17 protein-coding genes, 6 tRNA genes and 3 pseudogenes are annotated in these 18,232 nt (G+C 43.8%); 2 read left to right on the top strand and 24 right to left on the bottom strand.

The window, feature by feature from the left end; translation table 11 throughout:
• Positions 1 to 51: 51 nt before the first annotated feature.
• The 17 genes from WKT17_RS02950 to WKT17_RS02870 form a co-directional block, all read right to left on the bottom strand.
• Positions 52 to 124, bottom strand: a tRNA-Lys gene (locus WKT17_RS02950).
• Between the two features lie 15 nt (positions 125 to 139).
• Positions 140 to 211 (bottom strand) — tRNA-Gln (locus WKT17_RS02945).
• 19 nt (positions 212 to 230) lie between these two features.
• Positions 231 to 304 (bottom strand) — tRNA-His (locus tag WKT17_RS02940).
• Positions 305 to 326: 22 nt separating this feature from the next.
• Positions 327 to 400, bottom strand: a tRNA-Arg gene (locus tag WKT17_RS02935).
• Between the two features lie 26 nt (positions 401 to 426).
• Positions 427 to 497: transfer RNA gene (locus WKT17_RS02930), tRNA-Gly, on the bottom strand.
• A gap of 31 nt (positions 498 to 528) precedes the next feature.
• Positions 529 to 603: transfer RNA gene (locus tag WKT17_RS02925), tRNA-Pro, on the bottom strand.
• Between the two features lie 220 nt (positions 604 to 823).
• The gene (locus tag WKT17_RS02920) at positions 824 to 1,303 is read right to left on the bottom strand and encodes a metallophosphoesterase family protein (protein WP_173748409.1); all 480 of its coding nucleotides are present in this window, start codon (positions 1,301 to 1,303) and stop codon (positions 824 to 826) included.
• A gap of 40 nt (positions 1,304 to 1,343) precedes the next feature.
• Positions 1,344 to 1,943 (bottom strand): XTP/dITP diphosphatase, encoded by a 600-nt coding sequence (locus tag WKT17_RS02915; protein ID WP_291683524.1) that lies wholly within the window; start codon positions 1,941 to 1,943, stop codon positions 1,344 to 1,346.
• Positions 1,940 to 3,118: a THUMP domain-containing class I SAM-dependent RNA methyltransferase gene (locus WKT17_RS02910; protein ID WP_173748405.1), complete on the bottom strand. Its 1,179-nt coding sequence runs from the start codon at positions 3,116 to 3,118 to the stop codon at positions 1,940 to 1,942. The genes WKT17_RS02915 and WKT17_RS02910 overlap by 4 nt, the downstream gene beginning before the upstream one ends.
• A complete protein-coding gene (yfcE, locus tag WKT17_RS02905; protein WP_173748403.1) occupies positions 3,118 to 3,660 on the bottom strand; it encodes a phosphodiesterase in 543 nt (180 codons plus the stop codon). The genes WKT17_RS02910 and yfcE overlap by 1 nt, the downstream gene beginning before the upstream one ends.
• Positions 3,661 to 3,705: 45 nt before the next feature.
• Positions 3,706 to 4,038, bottom strand: a complete 333-nt coding sequence (locus WKT17_RS02900; protein ID WP_173748401.1) for a rhodanese-like domain-containing protein — start codon at positions 4,036 to 4,038, stop codon at positions 3,706 to 3,708.
• 168 nt (positions 4,039 to 4,206) lie between these two features.
• Positions 4,207 to 4,359, bottom strand: coding sequence for a hypothetical protein (locus tag WKT17_RS02895; RefSeq protein WP_173748399.1), 153 nt, complete (start codon positions 4,357 to 4,359; stop codon positions 4,207 to 4,209).
• Between the two features lie 294 nt (positions 4,360 to 4,653).
• Positions 4,654 to 5,094: a DUF1700 domain-containing protein gene (locus WKT17_RS02890; RefSeq protein ID WP_291683525.1), complete on the bottom strand. Its 441-nt coding sequence runs from the start codon at positions 5,092 to 5,094 to the stop codon at positions 4,654 to 4,656.
• Positions 5,095 to 5,194: 100 nt separating this feature from the next.
• On the bottom strand, positions 5,195 to 6,376 hold the full coding sequence (locus WKT17_RS02885) for a pyridoxal phosphate-dependent aminotransferase (RefSeq protein WP_173748395.1): 1,182 nt from the start codon (positions 6,374 to 6,376) through the stop codon (positions 5,195 to 5,197).
• 99 nt (positions 6,377 to 6,475) lie between these two features.
• Positions 6,476 to 8,209: an ABC transporter ATP-binding protein gene (locus tag WKT17_RS02880; protein ID WP_291683526.1), complete on the bottom strand. Its 1,734-nt coding sequence runs from the start codon at positions 8,207 to 8,209 to the stop codon at positions 6,476 to 6,478.
• A 119-nt stretch (positions 8,210 to 8,328) separates the two neighbouring features.
• Positions 8,329 to 9,591, bottom strand: coding sequence for a cation:proton antiporter (locus WKT17_RS02875; protein WP_291683527.1), 1,263 nt, complete (start codon positions 9,589 to 9,591; stop codon positions 8,329 to 8,331).
• Between the two features lie 30 nt (positions 9,592 to 9,621).
• Positions 9,622 to 10,041, bottom strand: a complete 420-nt coding sequence (locus WKT17_RS02870) for a hypothetical protein (RefSeq protein ID WP_291683528.1) — start codon at positions 10,039 to 10,041, stop codon at positions 9,622 to 9,624.
• A gap of 90 nt (positions 10,042 to 10,131) precedes the next feature.
• Between WKT17_RS02870 and WKT17_RS02865 the strand changes: the two are divergent.
• Positions 10,132 to 10,481 (top strand): annotated as a pseudogene (locus WKT17_RS02865) (AAA family ATPase); the annotation flags it as partial.
• A gap of 252 nt (positions 10,482 to 10,733) precedes the next feature.
• Here the strand turns inward: WKT17_RS02865 and WKT17_RS02860 are convergent.
• From WKT17_RS02860 to WKT17_RS02840, 5 genes and pseudogenes are all read right to left on the bottom strand, one after another.
• Positions 10,734 to 10,913 (bottom strand): annotated as a pseudogene (locus WKT17_RS02860) (CD1845 family protein); the annotation flags it as partial.
• Positions 10,914 to 11,094: 181 nt separating this feature from the next.
• Complete coding sequence (locus WKT17_RS02855; protein WP_215636472.1) at positions 11,095 to 11,529, bottom strand: hypothetical protein; 435 nt, start codon at positions 11,527 to 11,529, stop codon at positions 11,095 to 11,097.
• A 460-nt stretch (positions 11,530 to 11,989) separates the two neighbouring features.
• A complete protein-coding gene (locus WKT17_RS02850; protein ID WP_291683529.1) occupies positions 11,990 to 14,083 on the bottom strand; it encodes a CocE/NonD family hydrolase in 2,094 nt (697 codons plus the stop codon).
• Positions 14,084 to 14,145: 62 nt separating this feature from the next.
• Entirely contained in the window at positions 14,146 to 15,321 is a 1,176-nt protein-coding gene (locus WKT17_RS02845) for a DUF819 family protein (protein WP_291683530.1), read from the bottom strand.
• A 90-nt stretch (positions 15,322 to 15,411) separates the two neighbouring features.
• Positions 15,412 to 16,485, bottom strand: a complete 1,074-nt coding sequence (locus tag WKT17_RS02840; protein WP_291683531.1) for a mandelate racemase/muconate lactonizing enzyme family protein — start codon at positions 16,483 to 16,485, stop codon at positions 15,412 to 15,414.
• A gap of 313 nt (positions 16,486 to 16,798) precedes the next feature.
• Here WKT17_RS02840 and WKT17_RS02835 point away from each other — a divergent pair, with 313 nt between their 5' ends.
• Complete coding sequence (locus tag WKT17_RS02835) at positions 16,799 to 17,383, top strand: helix-turn-helix domain-containing protein (protein ID WP_291683532.1); 585 nt, start codon at positions 16,799 to 16,801, stop codon at positions 17,381 to 17,383.
• Between the two features lie 3 nt (positions 17,384 to 17,386).
• On the opposite strand, the gene WKT17_RS02830 is transcribed toward WKT17_RS02835, so the two are convergent.
• Positions 17,387 to 17,644: a hypothetical protein gene (locus WKT17_RS02830; protein WP_330625138.1), complete on the bottom strand. Its 258-nt coding sequence runs from the start codon at positions 17,642 to 17,644 to the stop codon at positions 17,387 to 17,389.
• Between the two features lie 24 nt (positions 17,645 to 17,668).
• Positions 17,669 to 17,872 (bottom strand): annotated as a pseudogene (locus WKT17_RS02825) (hypothetical protein); the annotation flags it as partial.
• Positions 17,873 to 18,232: the final 360 nt, after the last annotated feature.

Below are 18,232 nucleotides of genomic sequence, written 5' to 3'. Positions count from 1 at the left end.
TTATCTTTTGAAGAAAAAAAGTCCAAACCCAGCTTGGATTTGAACTTCCAGTGAAGCATCGGGGATTCGAACCCCGGACAACTTGATTAAAAGTCAAGTGCTCTACCGACTGAGCTAATGCTCCATATATACTACTTAACTGGGCTAGCTGGATTCGAACCAGCGAGTGCAGGAGTCAAAGTCCTGTGCCTTACCGCTTGGCGATAGCCCAAGACCGCCTTACGGCTAAAGGTGGATAAAGGGATTCGAACCCTTGGCCTCCAGAGCCACAATCTGGCGCGCTAACCAACTGCGCTATACCCACCATATTGCATTCTTATGCAAAACGTGCTTGGAGGGATTCGAACCCCCGACCCACGGCTTAGAAGGCCGTTGCTCTATCCAGCTGAGCTACAAACACATCCCATGAAATCTAAGTTTCATGAAAGCGGGTGATGGGAATCGAACCCACATATCCAGCTTGGAAGGCTGGTGTTCTACCACTGAACTACACCCGCACAAAATCATGCGTTTCTTGTCTTGAAACAATCGGGGTGACAGGATTCGAACCTGCGACCTCCTGGTCCCAAACCAGGCGCTCTAGCCAAGCTGAGCCACACCCCGAAGTGATGTTTTCTTGTCTTCCGAACTCTCTTGCCCGGCGACGAAATATAATATACCATGTCGTCCCAGAAAAGTCAACACTATTTTTAAAATTTTTTTAAAAATTTTTCATGAAATTTTGGTGATGCTTTTGACGCGCTTTTTTCAGGAATCTGGACGCCGGGAAAACGACTGTTTGCGCCTCCCCGACTCCTGGATTGACCGCCTGTAAAAAACAATTCTAAAGATAATGAATCGTATAATGTGCCTCTCCCGCTCCGTCAATTTCCATCATAAGAAAGCTGGGTCTTCTTCCTATCTGCCTCGGATAAGACAGACTTCCCGGATTCAAAACCGTTACCTGATCTTCCATATCTATCTCCGGACGATGGGTATGCCCGTACATGACAATGTCAATACCTCGCAGCATAGCCTCTTCTTTTAGGCGTTCTGTCCCCACAGAAACACCGTAATAGTGTCCATGTGTAATCAGAATATGGTATTCTCCAATCCAAAACTCTTCTTCTCTGGGTAAATCCGAGAAAAAATCATTATTTCCGGACACCATATGTACGGGGCAGCCTGCAATAACCTCTATATAATCTTCCTGCCCTTCCACATCTCCCAGATGAATAAAATGGTCCAGAGGGCCTGTCTGCTCAAGAACTTTTTCCAGATTTTCCGAATGTCCGTGGGTATCACTGACAATTAATATTTTCATACTTGCTTATCCTTCTATTTTACTTATTCTTTTTTCAAAATCACAGCAGATTTTCTTTTTCCAGAAGTTCTTTCATCTTGCGCAGAGCATTTCCTCTGTGACTGATACTGTTTTTCTCCTCAGGCGGAAGTTCTGCAGTAGTCAGTCCACGCTCGGGAAGATAGAAAATAGGGTCGTAGCCAAAGCCGTTTTCTCCCCGCTCTTCGTATCCGATGATACCTTCCACAGTTCCTCTTACCACCAGTTCTTTTCCGTCCGGGAAAACAGCCGCAATGGCGCATACGAACCGCGCTGTTCTCTTTTCGTTCGGCACCCCTTCCAGACGCTCCATAAGGTTTTTATTTTTTACACGGTAGGAAGTATTCTCTCCCATATACCGGGCAGAGTAAATCCCCGGTTCCCCGTTCAGATAATCAATTTCCAGACCGGAATCATCGGCCAGCACCATTTCACCTGCCAGACGGCAGACTTCTCTTGCCTTTATCAGCGCATTTTCCTCAAAACTTGTGCCGTTTTCCTCAATATCTGCACGGATTCCCGCCTGCTTCATAGAAAGGATTTCCAAGGGCAAATCTCCCAGAATCTCTCTTATCTCAACCATTTTGTTTTCATTTCCGGTTGCAAAAATCATTCTCTTCATCTCTCACCCATCTCCTTTGCCGCCAAATTCTCTCTCTTTCTGGGCGGTTTCGGCCCCAGAAACTGATAGTAATACGTTTTCATCATACCATTGTAAATTTTCCGATTCTTATCTGCTTTTCTTCCAATATAACGTTCTGCATCTGCATAGGCCGTAATCAGATACATGGACCAGGCATCCAGTCCGGCAAAACTCTTTCCAATCGTCTCATAAAGGGCGGGCAGATTTTCCCGTTCCTCAATTCGTTCGCCGTAAGGGGGATTTGTCACCAGAAAACCGTATTTCTTCGGATGACTTAAATCTTTTACATCTCTTTGCTGAAAATGAATCAAATGTTCCACTCCGGCTCTTTTGGCATTTTCTCTGGCCGCTTTTACAATCTCTCCGTCCAGATCATATCCCTGAATATCAGTCTCGATATTGACATTCATCAAATCTCTGGCTTCGTCATGGACATTGTACCAGTATTTTCTGGAAATCAGATTCTTCCAGTCTTCAGATAAAAAGCTTCGATTCATTCCCGGCGCAATATTAGCCGCCATCATAGCTGCCTCAATAGGAAACGTACCGCTGCCGCAGAAAGGGTCTACTAAAATTCGTTCTTTATTCCACGGGGTCAGCTTCAAAAGAGCCGCCGCCAGAGTTTCCGTAATCGGCGCTTTACTGGTAAGCTGGCGGTATCCCCGCTTATGCAGAGAAAGCCCTGTGGTATCAATGCCAATGGTTGCCACGTCTTTCATAAAGGCCACACGCACAGGATAGGAAGGCCCGTCCTCTTCAAACCATTCCACATGATAGACAGATTTCAAACGTTCCACCATGGCTTTTTTCATAATAGACTGAATATCCGAAGGACTAAACAGCTTGCTCTTTACCGAATTGGCCTTAGCCACCCAGAATTTCCCGTTTACGGGAATATAGTCTTCCCAGGGCAGGGCTTTGGTTTTATCAAACAGTTCCTCAAAGGTTACAGCTTTTACCTTTGCCACTTTCAAAAGGATTCTCTCTGTTGTGCGCAGAAATACATTGGCCCTTACAATGGCGTCGGCATCTCCCCAGAAAGTCACCTTTCCGTCCTCCACCTCGCTGATTTCATAGCCCAAATCCTGAATTTCTCTCTTTAAAACCGCCTCCAGCCCGAAATGGCAGGGTGCAATCAATTCAAACGTTTTCATCAAAGCTTTAACTCCTTCACTACTTCTCCGTCAAATCCACGGATACTGAACAGGCCGTCCTCCAACACAGCGTAGGTAGGAATATTTCCTTCCTTAGGTATGGAAACAGAGCCCGGATTTAAAATTGTGTAATTTTCCTTTTTTTCGGCTCTCAGCACATGGGTATGTCCATGCACAAAAATGTCGCCTTTTTTCATTGGCGGAAGGTTGTCTTCATTATATACATGTCCATGGCTGGCATAAATGGTTCTTTCATTATCCATAATAATGCAGTAATCTGCCATAATGGGGAACTGCAGCACCATCTGGTCTACTTCTGCATCACAGTTGCCCCGGACAACATAAAGCTCTTCCTTCACTTCATTCAGCATGGCAATCACCTGCTTGGGAGCATAGTCCTTTGGCAAGTCATTTCTCGGTCCATGGTAAAGCAAATCTCCCAACAGCACCAGACGGTCTGCCTTTTCCTGTTTATAAGCGTCCAGCATTTTTTTGCAATAATACTGTGACCCGTGAATATCTGACGCAAACATATATTTCATATCTTTTTTCTCCTTTGTCCCGGACCGGCTAAAACCGGTCCCTGTTTATTTTTTTATTCTACTATGCTCTGTGGAAAAATACAAGTTAGAACCTTGGTAACATCGAATTCCACCTACCACGGACTTTACCCGAAATCCCATTTTCATCAGTGCTCTGGCTGCAAACAGACTGGTGCTTCCTCGTTCACAGTATACAATCAGCAGCTTTTGTCTGGGAAATTTCCTGCAGATTTCCAGTTCCTCATAGGGCACATTTACCGCTGTGCGAAAATGGCTTTTGTCATAGACGTCGCGCTCCCTTAAATCTATAATTATGGTATCGCTTCTATTTACATATATATCCAATTCCTGCGCCGCAATGGTATCAATACTAAGCATATGTTTACTTCCTTTTATTTTTACTATATCATATGTAGTAAAAAAGCATTTCGCTTATAAAAAGAGAAGAATGCCGCACCAAGGGCTGGGGAGAATATGAAAAAGTATCCATATTCCCCCTAACTGCTTTATGCAACATTCTCGTCTCAAAAGGGGTATTACGCTTCTTTATTTGCTTCTGTTCATATTGTCTGCAGCGTTTTTGTCAGATGCCTTATCAGAAGTATGGCAATTCTGACTTCCGTTGTTCTGTGCATAGGTATTTTTCGTGTTGGAAGCACCTGCTTTGTTTTTATTTGTGTTGTTAGAATTCTTAGCCATTCGTTCTTACCTCCTGGTTTATTTTTTTGATTACAGTCTTAGTATCCCTGTAATCACAAAAAATATGCGGCGAATCCTTCACAATTATATTTCCTATTTTTTAACAATTTTATAAGAAAAAAATAATATTATTGCATTTTTTTTCCTTTTATATTATAATATGGGTTGTAAAAAGAATTTACCCTTCAAAAATTTTTTTTACATTATAACCCCTTATTTAATTATTTATACTCCCCTCGAAACGTCCGGCAGCTCCCCTGTCGGGCGTTTCTCTTGGTCTGAAAACGCTCTTCCCTATCTCTTTTTAAAGTATGAGAGGACAAAAAGGACTGCCGCCACAGCCAGAACTGCAGGTAAAAGAAACGTTACTACCCGCACTACCAGAATAAGCACCAGGAGAGCAATAAACACTCCGGCAAGGATACGCAGGGTATGTCTGTACCGCTCAGTGAGTTTGCCGGCACCACGATTTCCTCCTGCCGTTTCTTTTGGTTCTTCCTGATAAGTGTATTCCTGCTTCTGATAAGCATTTCCTGCAGAAGAGGTTTCCAGAATGGTCCTGGCAATCAGCCTGGGGTCTCCCAGCACATCCAGAATCTCTATTTCTGTCTTTCCCTCCCGCATTTGTTCCTCTATATAAGTCCGATAATATTCCACATGATTTTCTGTCTCCCGGGAAGACAGCTGACTCTGCAGAGTGTCTCTGAGTATTTTTAAAAATTCCTGTTTATTCATAACATCAATCCTCTTATTCGTTATACCTTCACAATATCCCTCTACAGAATCATCTTATCATAGTTTCCCTTAAAAACAATGAACTTTTCTAAAAACTTTTCTAAAATTCTTCGGCCAGCTTCCGAAAAGCAGGCATGGCGTTCACAATGGTCTCATAGGACACGCAGTAAGCAATCCGCACATAGCCCGGGCAGGCAAAGGACGCGCCCGGCACCAGCAGAATACGGTGCTTTTTCGCAGCTTCGCAGAACATCTTTTCATCTTCCACCGGAGATTTTACAAACAGGTAAAATGCCCCCTGAGGCTTAATACAGTCGAATCCCAGTTCTTTTAATCCATTGTAAAGGACTTCCCGGTTTCTGTTGTAATAAGGCACGTCTGCTCTTGCATCCAGACATCTGGCCACGGCCCGCTGCATTAAAGACGGAGCATTGACATAGCCCAGGATTCTGGTAGCTGCATTGGCGGCAGCCTGAATCTCTTTCCCGTCGGCCGCCTGATCCGGAATCACCAGATATCCAATGCGTTCTCCGGGAAGGGAGAGGGACTTACTGAAAGAATAGGCCACAATGGTATTGGCGTAATATTTCGTCAAATATGGCACATTCACACCATCATAGGCCAATTCCCGATAAGGTTCGTCTGAAATCAGATAGATGTCTGTTTTCAATTCCTTCTGCTTTCTGTCCAGAATTGCTGTCATCTGCTTGATGGTTTCCTCGGAATACACTACTCCGGTGGGATTGTTGGGGGAGTTTACAATCACAGCCTTTGTTTTCTCTGTAATCTTTTCTTCCAACTCCTTCAGATTAGGCTGAAAAGTCTCTGTATTGGGGCTTACAACCACTACCTTTCCGTCATAATTTGCCACATAAGAATTGTATTCTCCGAAATAAGGGGCAATGACCAGCACCTCGTCCCCGGGATTCAAAAGAGTTTTCAGTATGACGTTTAATCCGCCTGCTGCTCCTACGGTCATCACGATGTTATTCTGGGCAAAGGCAGTTTCAAACCGTTGGTTTAAAGAACGGGCAACCGCCTCTCTTACATCTTCGTACCCACTGTTGCTCATATATCCGTGGAGCATCAGAGAGTCTGCCTCCTCCAGTTCTTTTAAAATGGCTTCCTTTACCTGTGGCGGCGCCGGAACATTGGGATTCCCCAGGCTGAAATCATAGACATTCTCTGCACCGTATTCCTTTGCCATTTTCTTTCCTTCTTCAAACATGGCACGAATGGCGGAACTGTTCTTTACAAGTTCTCTCATTTTATCTGCTATCATGGCATTGCTTCCTTTCCCTGTGTTTTATCCTCCATTATACGCCTTTTCCTTTCCATCATCAACGTTTTAATGTGATGCAATGCACAATTTTTTGATTCTTCAGGCAAAAGACAGCTGATACAGGCTGCTGTAAATTCCCTCTTTTTTCATCAGTTCTTCATGAGTTCCTTCCTCGGCAATACCGTCCTCCGTAAGCACCAGAATTCTCTGAGCCTTGCGAATAGTGGAAAGCCGGTGGGCAATGACAAACGTGGTCCTGTCCTTTGCCAGATTTTCCAAAGACTGCTGCACAATTTTTTCACTTTCGTTATCCAGCGCAGAGGTGGCTTCATCAAAAATCAGAATAGGCGGGTTTTTCAGAAAAACTCTGGCAATGGAAAGTCTCTGTTTCTGTCCTCCGGAGAGTTTCACACCCCGCTGTCCGATATCCGTGTCATAACCCTGTTCCAGTTCTGTAATAAATTCATGGGCATTGGCTGCCTTTGCGGCGCGAATGACTTCTTCATCTGTAGCGTCCGGTTTTCCGTACCGGATATTTTCCATAACGGTTCCTGCAAACAAATACACATCCTGCTGTACAATTCCTATCTGGTTTCTCAGACTCTGCAGTTTCAGATTCCGTATATCCTCACCGTCCAGCAGCACGCTTCCCTCTGTCACATCATAAAATCTGGGAATCAAACTGCAAAGTGTAGTTTTTCCTGCGCCGGAACTTCCTACCAGGGCCACATACTCCCCTGCTTTTACCTTGAGGTTTACATGACTTAATACCTTTTCCTGCGTTCCTTCATAGGCAAAAGAGACATTTTCAAAATCAATAGCGCCTTTTACGTCATTGACCTCTTTTGCCTCCGGCGCGTCCTGAATATCCGGAGCCACTGCCATAATTTCCAGGAAACGGGAGTAACCGCTGTATCCGTTCTGGAACTGCTCGGTAAAAGTAATCAGCTTTTTCACCGGGTCCGTAAAGTTATTGATATACAAAAGTACCGTTACCAAATCTTCCACCGGCATGGCTCCTTTGGTAAGATAGAAAGCCCCGGTCAGAAGCACAGAAATCGTAATCAGTGTGGTAAAAGCCCCCATACCGCTGTTGTAAGTTCCCATGTATTTGTAGCTGAGTTTCTTGGAATTAACGAACCTTTCATTTCCCTGCCGGAATTTCTTCATCTCCACCTTCTCATTGGCAAACGATTTTACCACACGGATACCGGAAAGACTATCTTCAATCTGGGTGTTAATATCTGCGATTCTGGCTCTGTTTTCCCGAAAGGCTTTTTTCATCTTTTTATTGAAATAAATAGCGTAAAGAATCAAAAATGGAACAAAGAAAAAAGCGGCCAGGGCCAGACGCACATTGATAAACACCAGAATGGCAAAGGCCCCCACAAATTTAATAATGGAAATCACCAAATCTTCGGGGCCGTGGTGGAGCAGTTCGCTGATATCGAATAAATCTGCAGTGATTCTTGATAACAGGTGGCCTACTTTCTGGTTGTCATAAAAGGCGAAAGAGAGTTTCTGATAGTGGCTGAAAATCTCATTTCTCATATCGCGCTCAATACTCGCTCCCATAATGTGACCGTAATAGGCAATATAAAAGTTACAGAATGCTTCTATCAGCACCAGCACAATCATAAAAATTCCCAGTTTTACAATCATACCTGTGGCTGTCTCTGCCGGAAGATGAACAATGGTGCTGGTGATGTAACGCACAATCAACGGAATCACCAGAGTAATTCCGGCCCCCAGAATGGCAAAGAACAGGTCGGAAAAGAAAAGTCCTTTATAGGGCTTGTAATATCCTGCCAGACGTTTTAATGTTTTTGTCATGGTTATGTCTCCTTTGTAAAAATTTTGCTGTACATTCTTTAGTATACGGCAGGTATACGGGTTTGGCAATGATGTTTCACTCTGGTCATTCCTTAACTTTCCATTCCATATGTGCTAAATTATTCGTGACAAATCCCCTCTTCTGGTGCTCTTACCGCTGCAGCACCATTCCCAAATTCGCCTGCCCATTCAAACCCTTTTTTCGCGGCAATCACGGCAATGATTTCATTGATAACAGCCGCAGCCGCAATAGTTCCCTGAATAATCTGAGCGCATTCCGGCGCAGGGCCGCTCAGCACAGAAACTGCAATTCCCGTAAACACTAGCGACACTCCGGAGTGAGGCAAAAGCGTAAATCCCAGATATTTCTTAACCGTTTGCGGCGATTTTGTAATGCTTGCACCGAAATAAGCGCCGAAATATTTACCAAGGGCTCTCGCAGCAATATAAATAGCCGTAAACATTCCCGCCCCCATAATCAAATGATAATCCAGCGGCGCGCCCAGATTCAGAATTACAAGAATCATTGCAATTCCCAGGAATGGATTGAAAGCCTGCATAATCTGTTCCAGTCGTTTCTCGGTAATCATATTGGAAAAGGCGGCAGAAAACGCCATACCAATCAACATAAAATTTAAAACCGGTTTCGGCATTACCACGTTGTTAAAGAAAAATCCAACGCCTGATGTAGGCAAAATATTACCTATTAAGATAACCAGGGTAGCCGAAGAACTTCTCTCTTTTTTGAACATAAGGCCGGCTAGAATTCCCGTGACTGCCCCTATCACCAAGGGAAGAATTACAACCAGCGCAATCATATAGGCCGGAAGTTGTCCTGCAGAAAGATTTCCTGCTACAATAGCAATCGTGGTAAAGAAGATCACACAGCCCACAATATCATCCAGTGCTGCCATAGGAATCAGCGTGTTGGTGACCGGACCGCTTATCTTAAATTCCCGCACAATGGATAAGGCAGGGGCAGGGGCTGTAGCCAGGGCAATTCCGCCAAATAAAAAGGCCAGGTACAGAGGAATCTCCTGAAAATAAAATACAATTCCGAAAACAAGGGATACAAATAAAAAGGTTCCAACCGACTGTGTAAATGTTGTAATCACAATCGCTTTACCGAAACGTTTGATTTTATTCCACACGAGTTCTGTACCAATCATCAGACCAACGGCACATTCTAAAATATGCACCATTGTCTGATACCACCGGGCGTCTAAAATCTGCTGATTCATCAGGGAAACCGCATGGAATCCTAACATCATTCCCGCTATCAGCCAGCCCAATATGGACGGCAATTTGATTTTTGATATCAGCTTTCCTGCCCAAAATGCAAGTACAACAGCTGCTAATAGTCTTATTATCAGAGATATCATCTGTCTCCTCCTCCATGTTTTTTCATAATATTATTCGCTTTTTGCGACACCATATAACATAATATCTAAAATTTTAGAAAGATTTACTTCATGGTCTTCTATCAAAGCAGGAATATCCTCTTTTTCTCCGGACTTGCTTTGAAAATATCCATTATACATTTCCAGAAAAATCATGAAATATTCCATAGCTGCTTCTATGGTTATCCCGTCACGCAGCTGCAGCTGCTGCAACAATTCCCGAAAGCAGTTTACATAAAATTCATCATATGGCTGCCGAAGTGTGTGTATTTCCTCCCGCAAATGCTTTGGAGGCTGCAAAACCGTATAAAAAAAGAGATTGCAATGATACGGATTTTCCTTAAAAAACTGCTGCCGCATTTGAAAAAGGTTATGCAGACTTTTCTGTACATGCTCTGCCTTGTATTCCTTACTCTGAAAGTATGCGGTCATTTCCTTAAAACACTCTTCCACACACTTTAAATACAGTTCGTCCTTATTTTTAAAATTATGATATACCAGTCCCTTTGAAATTTGTTTTTCATGAAATACATGGAACGCCGTGGAAGCGGCCTACGCAAAATCGTCAGTGAAACAGAAAAGCTGCCTGGATATACAGAGGCATATAAGCCTGAATTTTCCTCAACAGCGACAGATTTTAGAGTCATCCTGAAAAATGTAAATTATATCATGCGCGGTGCTTCCGTACATGATGCCACACATGATACAGCACATGATGCCGCAACATGATACATCTGTGATCAGCAAGCAAAACTTGCTATTGGAATTTTGTACAGAGCCTAAAAGTCGAGATGAAATGCAAACATATATTGATGTTTCCAGACAAACCCAAAAGCAAAAACCAGAAATACATTACTGTTCATTCCAAATAACTAAGAAGCAGGACATTAGGATTCATCCCTATCGTCCTGCTTCTTATCTATTCTTAAACTATATTTCATCATCTTCCAAAGGCATTGAATCACACCCTTTTATAGGAATTAAAATTGCCTTTGAAAGATTTTATTGCTTATTTTTGCAGTTTTTCTGCAAAATCTTTAATTAAATTTATTTCCAGCCTGTTTTATATGGATATTTATCGTTTTTGTCGCTTTTTATGAAAAGAAGCTTTCTCTCTCAAAAAATCACCCATAAACCCTGTCCTGAATTGTATATTTCAAATCCTGCACCTTACCCAACAGCCAGATCGCCGCAAGCGGCAATCCCATCGGGCCAATCAAAAAAGCCATCAGCAACAGAATAAGCCCATTCTGCGGAGAATATGTAATCAGCACTGCAATACCTAACAAAGCAATAATATTAGCCGGAATCATTTGAATGATTGGTTAGGTTTATATCAAATACGGCAAGACGCGCACCGCAGGAGATCAGAATATTTTTCGCCGTTTTACCAGTAACAAAATGTCAATAGTTTTTTTATCACTTTTTTCAAAAAGGCAAAAAAATAGAACGTATAGATTATTTCCATACGCTCTATCTCACATTTCATATTAAATTTTTGAATTCTACAAACTTGAAGTTGTCCTTATGCCAAGTGTACTTGTCAATCACAAAATAAGCAATCACCATTACCAAAGAAATGGTCAATCCTATATAAAACTCGGGGAATGCTAATCGAATGCTATTCTGTAAACTGACTTCACCGGTGACAGTCAATGTATGCCAGGTGAGGAATTTATATATTTCAGAGACCACAATCCCAATCACGCCTAATGCGCCTAAACTTTTACTAACAACTCGTTTCTTGAAGGGAAACCATACTCCTAAAACAAACAAAATGACAGACACTATTCCAATAGGATTGAGCAGATTTATCAAGCCGGTAATTTCCTGTACACCTTTTAATCCGCCATATTGGTTAAATAACATTGGTAATAAACTGATCAGAAACGCTATTGATAGAATTATTTTCTTTTTCATCCATTCACACTCCTTCGCCAAATATCGATTTTCTTGATTCTGCAAACTTTATCATCTTGTTCCATTTTTATCAAAATTCTTTTTTTATGCTATTTCTGTTTGGAGAATAGACCCAATTAAAGGAATAAGTTGAACACCACAGATAATTTCTCCCATACAATTCCAAACCATTCCATATTATTCTCCTTAGCGAACTTAACGCTAACATGTCTGTTCCTTAAAATATCTTTTGCCATTCAAATCATATCACACTATCAGCTATATTTCCACAAGATTCCTCCGCTTTCGCGTTGGTCTCGTAGGCGCACTTTGGTTGTCCTTGCAGGACTACCTACTGTTCGTTTTGACTTTTCAGTGTCCTATGCAGCTGGATTAGGGCAAAAAAAATACCCCGTTGGTTTCCCAACGAGGCACATGATTGTTGCTGCGCTCTAACCTGTTTTCAAAATTCGAAAATGCCTTACTGCTCCATACGAACCGTAATCTTGGACGGATACTGTCCGCCATGGAAGATTGTATTATGTGCAATAACCGTTGTCTGGCTGTTGAAACCGTCTTTTGTATTGCTGTTCGGGAATACAAAGTTCTTCGCACTGGAGGTAATCGTCACGCGAATTCGATGTCCCTTCTTAAAGCAGTTGGAAATCTTCGTCGTGAGGATTGTCAGCGGAACTACCTCGCCCGGATTTAAGAAGTCTGCATGGTCAAATCCATTGCGATACTTCGCAGATAAGATACCATCTGCCAGTTTGATAGAACGACCATTTTCATCTACATCCGTTAATCGAACCATGAAATCCGTATCCGGTGCATCGGAAGCGATGTAAAGAGACACGGTTATATCGCCTGTGATTACCACGTCCTTCTCCAGCGGATCCGTGGAGTAACACAGCATATCCTGACGTTTCTCCTCCTCTGTATAGTCCTCCGGAACCTCAATTTCATTTTCAGACATATCGATGATATGAGTTGACGGATTCTGAGGATCATAATCATAGCTGTCCTGACGCTCCTTCTCCGGCAGTTTAAAGGAAAGAACTCCATCACCGGAGGATGTGTTGGCATGACCGCAGCTGTCCAGGTAAATCTCTGTTTCCTGGGTCTCCGGAATTGGCCAGTTGGAAGCTGTCTTCCATGTTTCCTGTCCGACGGTATAATACTCAACTGGAGCTGTTTTATCAATTCCGTTGTCTACGCCCTTCAGATGATGCTCAAACCACTGGAAATAGATAAAATCTAAGTCAAAGCGCAGAGCCTCGTCACCAAATGACACTCCATGCATATCGTATTTGCTGTTTCCGCTATGCTGCCACGGACCTAGAATTACTTTTCTCATGCCTTCCGGGAAATCATGCACAAGCTCCAGAGCCTCTGTCGTTCCCATTCCATTATCATCAAACCAGCCGGACTGGATGAGAGCCGGGATCTGCGCATGCACAGAGCGCTCCTTCCAGTTGGAACGATGCCAGAATTCATCATACTCTGAATTTTCCAGCCATTTATCCAGGAACGGAACATGATATCCCAGTGCTTTTTCTGCAAGCTGCTCTAACGGGCGGATGTTCAATACTTCTTCCCAGTCATCCCGCTCCATCAGTTCCGGATGGAATTTTTTCTGAGAAACAGCGAATCCCCAGGCAAGCATTCCGGAGGTAAAGCAGCCGCCTCTTCTCGGCAGATCCACAAATGCACTTCCTGCACATACGACGCTGATCAAGGCCTTCAGGTGAGGATTTCCGCTAGCTGCTGCTGCCCACTGTACATATCCCAGATAGGAACCGCCTACCATGCCGACACTTCCTGAAGACCAGGACTGCTCTGCAATCCAGTTCAGAGTGTCATCGCCATCCTCTACCTCTGAGTGGTTCGGAATCCATTCGCCTTCGCTGAGGTTACGGCCCCGGACATCCTGAACTACGACTGCATAGCCGCGCTGTACGTACCGATAGTAAACTTCACAGCCATCTTCTTTTCCATATGGTGTACGAATCAGTACCGCCGGTACCTTCTCGTTCAGCCCAGCCGGTACATAAACATCCGTTGACAGATGAATGCCGTCCCGCATAGGAACCGGGAAACTTCCAAGATGATTAACTCCATAAATTTTCTCATCTGGCCAGGTGTTTTTCCACATTTTAAGAACCGTTCTTTCCTCCTCGCCGTCCCGTACCAGCACCGTAACCATTTCCCTTGCCGGACAGCACACTGCAAGCAGCTCGCCATTCTCTACCAGCTTGTTATTCGGGAATTTGATATCACGCTGCAGATACCAGGAATCCTTACTGCTTGTATAGCGCTCTGCGCCTTCCGGCAGCTCTACGATGACTTCCCCGTCTCCCGCAAGTTTCTGTTCATAGCTATGAAGCTGATGTGACAGCTTCAATAAGTCAATTTTGGTAAATGATTTATAAAAGGCATTGTCCTCTTCCGACAAAGTCTCCCACGGAAGCAGCTTAGCCGATACAATATCCAATTTTTGAATAGAGAGCGGCTGCTTATCAAAATCAAGTTCCGCATAAAGAATTCCCGATACATACAAATGATATAGTTTCATAACAATTCATCTCCCTACTCGCTGCCGTGCACACATGTGTGAACAGCAGCGTGATTTTCCTGTTATACCCCGATGATGCCGCGGATAGCATAAGCAACTGCAATACCAAGGTAGTTGCCCATCGCTCCGGCCAGAACGCCCATCAGAAGACCGGTTGTAATCATAGTTTTCCACTGCGCACTTGATGCAATCAGAGCAGCTGTCGGGCCGTCAGAAATACATGCCACAGCAGAAAGAAGAACATACTCGAATTTTATCTTCAGCAGTCTCGTTACAAGCAGATGCAGTACGATGCAGCTGACGATAACGCAGAAGCAGAATAAGGTAATATAGAATGTAGAGCCAAAGAACTGTTTCAGATCAACTGCGAATCCAATGGTGGTCAGGAATAACAGCGCCACAAAAAGTCCCAGGTCAAAGTTGCCGCGCAGTTTACGTACTGCCGGAATCTGTGCAATGATAATTGAGAAAGTCGTAATCAGAATAATACGTCCCGCACTGCGGAATCCCGGTTCAAATACCATGCCTGCAATGGTCGTAGCTGCCCATACAGTACCAAAGCCGATTGCCAGCAGCCATGCGATCTCCTGAATGGACCACTCTTTAGATGCCATCAGTTCTTCATGATCTCCATCGCCCTGCAGCTCTGCCTCTGTCATCTCATAAGGCCACAGCTTTCTCAGCAGCTTAGAATTCTTGTAGATAGCCGGTGCCGCAAACATAAGAATCAGAGTCGGAATACCAATTACATAGTCTGCTGCATTGGCAGCTGCGATGGTTCCCTTTGATGCATCCAGTCCGACTGCGATTGCTGTCAGGTTGGAACTTCCGCCTGTATAGGTTCCGACAAACATTCCGGCAATCTTCCATCCCTCATCAATCTTGGATGCGAATAAAACACCAAACACGAATGCCATCAGGCAGACACTTACCGCTGCTGATACCAGCGCAATAATCGAGTTTCTGTTTAACAATTTTTTCATCTGACGCAGATCTAGGCTCAGCAGACAGATAGAAACAGACAGCGGTACACAATAACTGCTGAGGGCATCATAGGTCGGGCTGGACACCGGTACAATTTTCAAGTTTGAAAGAATAATACCGGTAACAATAACCGTTAAAGCCGGTCCAAGTACCTTGAACACTTTAAAGCGTTGAAGCCAAAAGCCGACAGCTACCATAAGAAACATAATCAGAAGCAATGCGCTTTCTGATGAAAATAATGTTGTGCTTTCCATATATTAAGTAATCCTTTCTAGTGAGAACCTCCGCGAGGCCTGGCGCATGACTTCGGTCAGCGCATCCCCGCGAAGCATTTATTATCCGAATTAGAAATCCAGATCCAGACCAAGACCCGGTTTCTGAGACAGTGTATATACGCCACCCTCGATGGTGAAGCCACCTGGCATTCCCATCTCCGGATCTACTGCATACATGAAGCTGTCGCAATCTGCCTCTGTGATATTGCTCTTAGCTGCAACCAGGCTGACACCTGCTGCAATCGCAACCTTCGTCTCCAGCATACAGCCAACCATACAATTTACATGATTTGCTTCTGCGATTGCATTGATCTTCTCTGCCGGATACAGACCGCCGCACTTCATCAGTTTGATGTTCAGAATATCAGCTGCATCCATCTTGCAGGCTTTTGCTGCATCAACCGGAGAATGGATAGACTCATCCAGCATAATCTTCATATCAACCTTCTGGCGAAGGATCTTGGAACCGTCCATATCCCACCATGGCAGACACTGCTCTACTGCGTCAACACCGATTTTTTCAAATTCTTTCAGAACTCTTACCGCATCATTTACGGTATATCCCTGGTTTGCATCCACACGCAGACGGATATCCGGTCCAACTGCTTCACGAATCAGAGTAAGTGCACGAATATCATCCGCCGGATTAATTCCAGCTTTCACCTTCAGGATACGGAATCCATCACGCTCAACACGCTCTTTTGCTTCCTGTGCCATCAGTTCCGGCTTATCAATACCAATTGTCATATCGGTTACGATCTGGTCACGGTATCCGCCCAGTACCTTGTACAGCGGCTGGTTCATAACCTTGCCTTTCAGATCATACAGCGCGATATCGATTGCAGCCTTTGCTGAGGTATTGCCGGAAATCAGACGATCCATCATCAGATGAATTCCCTCAATATTCATCGGATCCATACCGATCAGACCCTGTTTAAACAATTTAAGAACTTCCAGAACGGTTGCACTGTTCTCTCCGGTAACCGGTTCAAACGGAGCTGCCTCTCCGATTCCATAGAGTCCCTCATCTGTCATAACTTTTACCAGAACATTCACAGAATGATCCTGTACGGCAAATGCAATACGGAACGGCTTTTTCATCGGAATGTGAATCACTTCTACTTTTACATCAGTAATTTTCATAGTAGACCTCCATGCTGTAAAATTATTTTAAAATTAGTATAATTTTACTATTACTAAAATATATAGTCAACCTTTTTTCGTTCAAAATACAAAATTAGGGATTTTGCATAAAAAACATTCCATAAATCTGTGAAAATAAGCCAAAGCAGAAACAGATAACGAGGCAAATAGAAGAATAGTGAACTTTAATATTTTTATATATATAAAACAAATCAAAATCTGGTTTATTTACAAAAACAATGGTATACTAATACAGACAGCGGATTCCGCTGAAGATCATAGAATAAAGTACATCGAACAGGAGGATTACAATATGCTCGGTGAGCAGGTACGCAACATAAGAAAATCAAGAGGTTTTACACTAAAAGCCCTGGCTGAACAGACAGGACTTTCCATTGGCTATATATCCCAGATAGAGCGCAATCTGACGGACCCATCCCTGTCAACGCTTCGCAAAATCAGCGCTGCTCTGGATGTTCCCACCTATCTTTTTATGGGAGAAGCCGAAACTGACAACACACTGACTACCAGAAAAAATCAGGTCATCACTTTATCACAGCCCCATTCCAATATCCGTTACCATCTGCTGACGCCGATGCCATCGGCAGAATTTGTTCCCCAGTCTCTGATTATCGGTTTTGAGCTGGAAGCACATGCTAAGGATGGCGAACGCCCTGTGATTCACCCCAGTGAGGAGATCATCATGGTCCAGTCCGGAGAACTGGATGTTATCATCGGAACCGAGAGAATTCATCTGATGGAAGGGGATTCGACGCTGATTCGATCCAACCTTCCCCATATTGTGGAAAACACGACAGACAAGCAAATGACCGGTATTTCCGTATTCACACCGGCCATCTGGTTTCCATCCATACGAAGAACTGAACAGAACAGATAAAACTCATCCCTTTAAAAACTTTTTCGTCTCTTCGCACTCCGGCTTTTCCCAGAATGTTTCTGCATCCTTTGTTTCTACCAGCCGTCCATTCTGGAAAAAGGCCATATCGTCCGCAATGCGCTTTGCCTGCGCCAAGTTGTGGGTAACAATCACAATGGTATAACGCTCCTTCAGGTTCTTAAGCAGCTCTTCTATTTTGGCAGAAGCCTTCACGTCCAGAGCCGAACAAGGTTCATCTAAGAGCAGTACCTTCGGCTCCACCGTCAGCGCCCTGGCAATGCACAGACGCTGCTTCTGACCGCCTGAAAGCTTTTAGGTCAGGTTTTTATAAATAGAAAACGGAAACGGTGCCGGTGTCTGAAACACCAGTCCCACATTTTTTCTCAACTCTTCCATGGATAGACTGTGGATATCCGCCTCCTCCAACATAATTCTGCCAGACACATTCACACCGCGCTCCTGCTCCAAAAGATCATTTAACGTCTTCAAAAATGTGGTTTTTCCGCAGCCGGAAGGTCCAAGAATCGCTGCCCACATCGGTATCATGGGTCTTCTGATTGAAATCTGTCATACCTGTTACCTCCTGCTCAAATTTGTCTCGGCGGATTTCGGGCAAAAAAAATAGACCCTCGACCCATTCTCGTTTTCAAAGAATGAGCCAAGGCTCTATGTAACAGGATACCTGATATTAAATTTTTGCAGATTTCGCCAGAACTCGCCAAACGATCCTGCCACTGTTTTTCATTCCATTTCAGCCGGATTTTTACCAAAAATCTGTCAAGGATATGGGGCTAATGTGAAGTCAAATTTCCTCAAATCTCACCATCGGAATCAGGTGATTTTAGGCAT

This window comes from Blautia sp. HCN-20427 (assembly GCF_037890365.1).
GTDB lineage: Bacteria > Bacillota > Clostridia > Lachnospirales > Lachnospiraceae > Blautia.
The sequence above is the reverse complement of the archived record's forward strand: the minus strand, read 5'-3'. Positions and strand labels throughout refer to the sequence as shown.

Excerpts from the sequence above, each read along its gene's own strand:
- WKT17_RS02890 (WP_291683525.1), bottom strand. The coding sequence starts at position 5,094 with ATGAATAAACAGGAATTTTTAAAAATACTCAGAGACACTCTGCAGAGT.
- WKT17_RS02920 (WP_173748409.1), bottom strand. The coding sequence starts at position 1,303 with ATGAAAATATTAATTGTCAGTGATACCCACGGACATTCGGAAAATCTG.
- WKT17_RS02870 (WP_291683528.1), bottom strand. The coding sequence starts at position 10,041 with ATGACCGCATACTTTCAGAGTAAGGAATACAAGGCAGAGCATGTACAG.
- WKT17_RS02880 (WP_291683526.1), bottom strand. The coding sequence starts at position 8,209 with ATGACAAAAACATTAAAACGTCTGGCAGGATATTACAAGCCCTATAAA.
- WKT17_RS02850 (WP_291683529.1), bottom strand. The coding sequence starts at position 14,083 with ATGAAACTATATCATTTGTATGTATCGGGAATTCTTTATGCGGAACTT.
- WKT17_RS02900 (WP_173748401.1), bottom strand. The coding sequence starts at position 4,038 with ATGCTTAGTATTGATACCATTGCGGCGCAGGAATTGGATATATATGTA.
- WKT17_RS02915 (WP_291683524.1), bottom strand. The coding sequence starts at position 1,943 with ATGAAGAGAATGATTTTTGCAACCGGAAATGAAAACAAAATGGTTGAG.
- WKT17_RS02895 (WP_173748399.1), bottom strand. The coding sequence starts at position 4,359 with ATGGCTAAGAATTCTAACAACACAAATAAAAACAAAGCAGGTGCTTCC.
- WKT17_RS02855 (WP_215636472.1), bottom strand. The coding sequence starts at position 11,529 with ATGAAAAAGAAAATAATTCTATCAATAGCGTTTCTGATCAGTTTATTA.
- WKT17_RS02910 (WP_173748405.1), bottom strand. The coding sequence starts at position 3,118 with ATGAAAACGTTTGAATTGATTGCACCCTGCCATTTCGGGCTGGAGGCG.
- WKT17_RS02845 (WP_291683530.1), bottom strand. The coding sequence starts at position 15,321 with ATGGAAAGCACAACATTATTTTCATCAGAAAGCGCATTGCTTCTGATT.
- WKT17_RS02875 (WP_291683527.1), bottom strand. The coding sequence starts at position 9,591 with ATGATATCTCTGATAATAAGACTATTAGCAGCTGTTGTACTTGCATTT.
- yfcE (WP_173748403.1), bottom strand. The coding sequence starts at position 3,660 with ATGAAATATATGTTTGCGTCAGATATTCACGGGTCACAGTATTATTGC.
- WKT17_RS02885 (WP_173748395.1), bottom strand. The coding sequence starts at position 6,376 with ATGATAGCAGATAAAATGAGAGAACTTGTAAAGAACAGTTCCGCCATT.
- WKT17_RS02835 (WP_291683532.1), top strand. The coding sequence starts at position 16,799 with ATGCTCGGTGAGCAGGTACGCAACATAAGAAAATCAAGAGGTTTTACA.
- WKT17_RS02840 (WP_291683531.1), bottom strand. The coding sequence starts at position 16,485 with ATGAAAATTACTGATGTAAAAGTAGAAGTGATTCACATTCCGATGAAA.